Genomic DNA, 4,931 nt, shown 5'->3' with positions numbered 1-4,931 from the left:
CGTCGAGGCTGATGACTTCAACCCCTACCACGTCGGCAATGTTGATGCGGTCCCACATGATGGCCTGCATCAGTTGGCGGTTGTACTTCATCACCGGGGTCTGGCCGGTGTGGAAGCTATGGGACTTGGCCCAGCCCAGGCCGAAGCGGATGCTCAGGCTGCCCATCTTCGCCGCGGCGTCCACGGCGCCCGGGTCTTCGGTGACGTACAGGCCGGGGATACCGATCTTGCCCGCCACCCGCACCACGCCCATCAGGGAGTTGAGCACGGTGGCCGGGGCTTCGTGCTGGGCACCGGCATGGCCGTGGCCCCGGGCTTCGAAGCCCACGGCGTCCACGGCGCAGTCCACTTCCGGCTCGCCCAGCAAATCGGCGATCTGCTCGTGCAGCGGGGTGTCCTTGGACAGGTCGGCAATTTCAAAACCCTGGGCCTTGGCGTGGGCCAGGCGTACCGGGTTGACGTCACCGACGATCACCACCGCGGCCCCCAGCAGGCGCGCCGAAGCAGCGGCCGCCAGGCCCACCGGACCGGCACCGGCCACGTAGACGGTGCTGCCAGGGCCGACACCGGCGGTGACGGCGCCGTGATAACCGGTGGGCAGGATGTCGGAAAGGCAGGTCAGGTCGCGGATCTTCTCCATGGCCTTGTCGCGGTTCGGCAGTTTCAGCAGGTTGAAGTCGGCGTAAGGCACCAGCACGTATTCGGCCTGGCCGCCGGTCCAATCGCCCATGTCGACGTAGCCATAGGCACCGCCGGCGCGAGCCGGGTTGACGGTCAGGCAGACCCCGGTGTGCTGTTCCTTGCAGGAGCGGCAGCGCCCGCACGCCACGTTGAAGGGCACCGAGACCAGGTCGCCGATCTTCAGGTTCTCGACGTCACTGCCCTTCTCGATCACCTCGCCGGTGATTTCATGGCCCAGCACCAGGCCGACCTGGGCGGTGGTACGGCCACGGACCATGTGTTGGTCCGAACCGCAGATGTTGGTGGAGACCACGCGCAGGATGACGCCGTGCTCAATCTTCCTGCCACGCGGGTCCTGCATTTTTGGATAGTCGATTTTCCGTACTTCGACCTTGCCGCTGCCGAGATACACGACACCACGATTACCAGACATGCTTTCACCTCGCTGTTGTTGTTATGGAACCGCGTAACCCAAAGGGGAAACACGTGGATTGCTCGGGTACAGATGCTGTTTCGTTTTCAAAATCGCTTTCGCGCGAACAGGCGCAACGCCTGTAGGAGCGAGCTTGCTCGCGAAGGGCTGCGCAGCAGCCCCGGGAATCATCAGAGCACCACCGTCCGGTTGCCGTTCAGGAACACCCGCCGCTCGATGTGATAACCCACCGCCCGGGCCAGGGTCAGGCCCTCGATATCCCGGCCCTTGGCGATCAGGTCCTCGGGGTAATAGCTGTGGTCCACCACCTCCACGCCCTGGGCGATGATCGGGCCTTCGTCCAGGTCGTTGTTGATGTAGTGCGCCGTGGCCCCCACCAGTTTCACCCCCTTGTTGTAGGCCTGGTGATAAGGCTTGGCGCCCTTGAACCCCGGCAGCAGCGAGTGGTGGATGTTGATGGCCTTGCCATCGAGCTTGCGGCACAGCTCCGGCGACAGCACTTGCATGTAGCGGGCAAGGATCACCAGTTCGGCGCCGGAGTCCTCGATCACCTGCCACACCTGACGCTCCTGGGACGGCTTGTCGTTGGGGTCTAGGGGGAAGTGGTGGTAGGGAATCTGGTGCCAGTCGGCCAGGGGCTTGAGGTCCGGGTGGTTGGACACCACCGCCACCACGTCCATGGGCAACTGGCCGATGCGCTGGCGGTAGAGCAGGTCGTTGAGGCAGTGGTCGGCCTTGGAGACCATGATCACCACCTTCGGCCGGTAGTGCGGCGCGGTCAGTTCGAAGTTCATCTCGAAGGCCTTGGCCCGCTGTGCCAGGCCCTCGCGAAAACCCTGCTCGTTCAGGCCATCGGGCTGGCGGAACTCCACGCGAATGAAGAAACGGCCCGAGAGCCGGTCATCGAAGGAATGGTGCTCGGTGACGTAGCAGCCCTGCTCGAACAGAAAGCGGGTCACCGCGTCCACCGTGCCGAGCACGCTGGGGCAGTCGGCGGTGAGGATCCATGTGTCGGGGGCGCGGCTCATGCGGGATAACTCCTGTTCGTTAGGGCAACCGCAGCGCGGTCGGTTCTCTGTAGGAGCGAGCTTGCTCGCGAAAAATCCAAGGGCGCTGTGGTCTTCCGGAAAATTCATCCTTCGCGAGTTCGCGAGCCAGCTCGCTCCTACCAGGCCAAGCTGGGCTCAGGCCTGGACGCTCAGGCCATATTCGGCCGCGGCATCCTGCAGCCACATCCACCAGTAATCGGAAAAGCTGCGGCGCACCAGCAGCTCCCAGGTGTCTTCGCCGGTACGGCGGATCACCAGTTGCGACTTGGCGAACACCGTGCCCACGGCCTTGCCCACCGGGAAGTTGTTGGGGTGCACGTCGTAGCTGGTGGACTTCATCAGCACCTGGCGCACGTTGGGCCCGGACAATTCGAGAATCTGCTGGCCGCCGCTGACGTTGACGATCTGGATATGCAGGTCGCCCAGGGCGGCCCGCAGGTTCTGCTCGGCGGCGAACTCTTCGCCGCTGGGCACGATCAGCAGCCACTCATCCGGGCCCAGCCATTGCAGGCTGGTCTCGCCCTTGACCACTACGCTCAGGGCGCCCGGCAGTTCGATGCCCAGGGCCTTGTGCACGCCGGCGGCGAAGGCCGGATCGTGGCCGTCGCCACGGATCGTCAGGTGGCCGAGGAGTTTTTTCTCGCGCAGGGTCACCCCGGCGTTCTTGCGGCCCTTGCCCACCAGGCTCGGCAGGTCGGCGTGGTGCAACGACGACTCGGCCTTGGCCCCGGTGGTGGGGCGCTGTTGGTAAACGTTGACTGCGGTCATAGAGCACCTGTCCTGAATTCTGTTGATAACACCCTGTAGGAGCCGGCTTGCCGGCGAAGAGGCCCTTGGGCCTTGTGGCAGCCTTGAGGCCGCCTTCGCTGGCAAGCCAGCTCCTACATGAGCGTGTTGTGCCTTAGATGTTCTGGCGGTCGCCTTTGGGGTCGAAGAACACCGAGGAAACGATTTCCGCCTCGATCACCCGGCCATCGGCCAGCGGTGCGAAGACCCGCTCGCCCAGGCGCTTGAGCCCCCCCTTGACCACACCCAGGGCGAAGGAATAACCCAGGGAGTTGTGGGCATAGCTGGAGGTCACGTGGCCCACCATGCTCATCGGGATCGCCTGCTTGGGGTTGAACACCAGTTGCGCACCTTCCGGCAGCCACTGGGTCGGGTCGATCGGCTTGAGGCCCACCAGTTGCTTGCGCTGCTCGCGCACACAGTCTTCACGGTTCATGCCGCGCCAGCCGATCCAGGAGAATGGCTTGGTCCGGCCCACGCACCAGCCCATGTTCAGGTCGTCCGGGGTCATGGAACCGTCGGTGTCCTGGCCGACGATGATGAAGCCCTTCTCGGCCCGCAGCACGTGCATGGTCTCGGTGCCATAGGGGGTCAGGTTGTACTTCTTGCCGGCCTCGACGATCTGCTCCAGCACGCCCATGGCGTAGTCGGCCTGGACGTTGACCTCGTAGGACAGCTCGCCGGTGAACGAGATACGGAACACCCGCGCCGGTACGCCACCCACCAGGCCTTCCTTCCAGGTCATGAACGGGAAGCCGTCCTTGTCCAGGTCGATGTCGGTGACTTCGCTCAGCAGCTTGCGGCTGTTGGGCCCAGACAGGGTCATGGTGGCCCAGTGGTCGGTGACCGAGGTGAAGTACACCTTGAGGTCCGGCCATTCGGTCTGCTGGTAGATCTCCAGCCACTGCAGCACGCGGGCCGCACCGCCAGTGGTGGTGGTCATCAGGAAGTGGTTGTCGGCCAGACAGGCAGTGACGCCGTCGTCGAAGACCATGCCGTCTTCCTTGCACATCAGGCCGTAGCGGGCCTTGCCCACGTCGAGCTTGGTCCAGGCGTTGGTGTAGATGCGGTTGAGGAACTCCCGGGCATCGGGGCCCTGGATGTCGATCTTGCCCAGGGTCGAGGCGTCCAGCAGGCCGACGCTGTCGCGCACGGCCTGGCATTCGCGCTTGACCGCGGCATGCAGGTCTTCGCCGTTTTTCGGGAAGTACCAGGGGCGTTTCCACTGGCCGACGTCTTCGAACTCGGCGCCATTCTTCACATGCCAGGCATGCAGCGCGGTGAAGCGCACCGGCTCGAAGATGTGCCCGCAGTGCCGGCCAGCCACGGCGCCGAAGGTGATCGGCGTGTAGTTCGGGCGGAACATGGTGGTGCCCATCTGCGGGATGCTGACGTTCAGCGAACGGGCGGCAATGGCCAGGCCGTTGACGTTGCCCAGCTTGCCCTGATCGGTGCCGAAACCCAGGGCGGTGTAGCGCTTGACGTGCTCCACCGACTCAAAGCCCTCGCGGGTCGCCAGTTCGATGGCGGCGGCGGTGACGTCGTTCTGCAGGTCGACGAATTGCTTCGGCGCACGCGCCGTGCCTTTTTCATGGGGCACCTGGAACAGCGCCAGGGTCGGTTCTTCAAGACGAGTCAGGGCCTTGGGCAACACGCCCTCGACGCTCTGGAAGCCGGCTTCGCTGGCGGCGCGCACACCGCCTTCGAAACCGTCGGCCAGGGTGTCGCCGAGGCTGTAGACACCGTTGATACCGCCGACGCACACACGTTTCTGCGGCGCTTCACCGGGCACGAAACCGAGGATGTCTTCACGCCACACCGGCTTGCCGCCCAGGTGCGAAGCCAGGTGCACCACCGGGCTGTAGCCGCCGGAGCTGGCGATCAGGTCGCAATCGAGCCATTCGCCGGGGCTGGTGACCTTGTGTGCCTTGACGTCGATGGCCGCTACACGCGCGCCGGTCACGTGCTTGCTGCCACGGGCC

General features: G+C 64.7%; 4 protein-coding genes. All 4 read right to left on the bottom strand.

The window, feature by feature from the left end; genetic code table 11:
- Positions 1-1,114: formaldehyde dehydrogenase, glutathione-independent (gene fdhA, locus F6S12_RS29675; protein WP_315869680.1), on the bottom strand; the 1,114-nt coding region annotated here is incomplete at its 3' end.
- Between the two features lie 170 nt (positions 1,115-1,284).
- Positions 1,285-2,142 carry a formyltetrahydrofolate deformylase gene (gene purU / locus F6S12_RS29670; RefSeq protein WP_011063899.1) on the bottom strand — a complete coding sequence of 286 codons (858 nt, stop codon included), beginning with the start codon at positions 2,140-2,142 and terminating at the stop codon, positions 1,285-1,287.
- Between the two features lie 156 nt (positions 2,143-2,298).
- The gene (locus F6S12_RS29665; protein WP_011063900.1) at positions 2,299-2,931 is read right to left on the bottom strand and encodes a sarcosine oxidase subunit gamma; all 633 of its coding nucleotides are present in this window, start codon (positions 2,929-2,931) and stop codon (positions 2,299-2,301) included.
- A 133-nt stretch (positions 2,932-3,064) separates the two neighbouring features.
- The coding region (locus F6S12_RS29660) for a glycine cleavage T C-terminal barrel domain-containing protein (RefSeq protein ID WP_315869679.1) at positions 3,065-4,931 on the bottom strand (1,867 nt) is incomplete at its 5' end.

The sequence above is a fragment of the Pseudomonas sp. JV245A genome (genome assembly GCF_032424515.1).
Lineage (GTDB): Bacteria > Pseudomonadota > Gammaproteobacteria > Pseudomonadales > Pseudomonadaceae > Aquipseudomonas > Aquipseudomonas protegens.
Note: the sequence above shows the minus strand (reverse complement) of the source record. Positions and strands in the feature narration are given on the sequence as shown.